This window comes from Paracidovorax sp. MALMAid1276, assembly GCF_049198005.1.
Lineage (GTDB): Bacteria > Pseudomonadota > Gammaproteobacteria > Burkholderiales > Burkholderiaceae_C > Acidovorax.
Genome location: NZ_JBMIRS010000137.1, coordinates 1 through 1,712 on the forward strand (window position 1 = coordinate 1; position 1,712 = coordinate 1,712).

Annotated in this window: 2 protein-coding genes and 1 riboswitch; of the genes, one reads left to right on the forward strand and one right to left on the reverse strand. The window is 67.2% G+C overall.

The window, feature by feature from the left end:
- The first annotated feature begins 140 nt into the window (after positions 1 to 140).
- Positions 141 to 313, forward strand: a riboswitch (FMN riboswitch).
- Positions 314 to 462: 149 nt separating this feature from the next.
- A complete protein-coding gene (locus ACOQFS_RS09395; protein WP_421562633.1) occupies positions 463 to 1,008 on the forward strand; it encodes a 6,7-dimethyl-8-ribityllumazine synthase in 546 nt (181 codons plus the stop codon).
- Between the two features lie 195 nt (positions 1,009 to 1,203).
- On the opposite strand, the gene ACOQFS_RS09400 is transcribed toward ACOQFS_RS09395, so the two are convergent.
- Positions 1,204 to 1,712: methyl-accepting chemotaxis protein (locus tag ACOQFS_RS09400; protein ID WP_421562634.1), on the reverse strand; the 509-nt coding region annotated here is incomplete at its 5' end.

Below are 1,712 nucleotides of genomic sequence, written 5' to 3' on the forward strand. Positions count from 1 at the left end.
CGGCGCTTGTGGATAGCCGGGCTATCCACTGCGCACCGCGCCTTGCATCCCATCCCGACAAGACCGCTGCGCGACCCCTGGGAGATCGTCAACACGTTCTAAAATCCCACCCGTCGGCCCCGAATGACCTTCGGGGCCGACAGCGTTCTCAGGGCGGGGCGGAATTCCCCACCGGCGGTATTTGTTGGCTGAAGAAAAGCCAGCAAGAGCCCGCGAGCGCCTGCGGTGCCGTTCTTCGGATCAGCCTGCAGGGTCAGCAGATCTGGTGCGAAACCAGAGCCGACGGTCACAGTCCGGATGAAAGAGATCGCGAAAACCACAGCGCCCGTCACGGGCGGTGGGCCATCGACGTTTGCCTGCGTGCTTTTTGCCCGTTGGCAGGCGCTGTAGCCTGCGCCGCCGTTGTGTGGGTGCCGTGTTCGCGCGCGCCCTGATTCTGGCTTTACCTGTTTTGAGGAACCCATGAATCAGTCTTCTTCTACTGTCTCCCCTCTGGCCCCCGTCGCCGCCCACCGGGGCGCCCGCGTGGCCATCATCAGTGCCAGTTGGCACCAGGACATCGTGCACCAGGCGCGCGACGCGGCCCTGGCCGAGTTCGACCGCCACGGTCTGCCGCCCGCGCAGGTGGCGCTGTTCGATGTGCCCGGCGCGTTCGAGATTCCGCTCTTGGCGCGCAAGTTGGCGCGCAGCGGGCGCTATGACGCCATCGTGGCCTGTGCGCTGGTGGTCAACGGCGGCATCTATCGCCACGAGTTTGTGACCACCGCCGTCATCGACGGGCTGATGCGCGTGCAGCTCGATACCGAGGTGCCCGTGATGTCGGCCGTGCTCACGCCGCGCGACTTCCACGACCATGAGGACCATGTGCGCTTCTTCCGTGAGCATTTCGTGAAGAAGGGCACCGAGGTGGCCCAGGCCTGCCTGCAGACCATGGCCTACCTGCGCAAGCTGGCTTCGCCCACGCTGGCGACCGCGCAGCAGGCGGCGCCGGTGGCAGAAGCGGCGTAGCGGGTTGGTGCAGGTTTTGCTACTGAAAATATAGCTGTCAGCGCTTTATGGATAAGCGCTGAAGGCTATTTTTTGCTGGTAAACCAAGCGCACGCCCCCTCTCCCTCGGCCCCTCTCCCGCGATGGGAGAGGGGGGGCGATACCGGAGCCGAATCCGCTCTCGCCCTCGCTATCGCTCCGGGGCCGACCTCGGCCTCAGCCCGCAGCCAGCCTTGGCGGCAGCGGACCGGCTGCAGGCGCGATGTGCAGCGGGGCGGTGCCCGGGTCGTTGCTCGACAGCCGGAACACCGCCACCGCCTGCACCAGCTGCTGCGCCTGCACCTTCAGGCTGTCCGCAGCCGCCGCGCTTTGCTCCACCAGCGCTGCGTTCTGCTGCGTGGCCTGGTCCATCTGCGTCACGGCTTCGCCCACCTGGGCCACGCCGGCGCTTTGCTCGCTGCTGGCGGCGCTGATCTCGCCCACGATGTCGGTCACGCGGCGGATGGCGCTCACCACCTCGTTCATCGTCGCGCCGGCCTTGTCTACCAGGGTGGTGCCTTGCTCCACGCGCTCCACACTGGCGTGTATCAGCGCCTTGATCTCCTTGGCCGCGTCGGCGCTGCGCTGCGCCAGGCTGCGCACCTCGCTGGCCACCACCGCAAAGCCCCGGCCCTGTTCCCCGGCGCGCGCAGCCTCCACGGCGGCGTTCAGCGCCAGGATGTTGG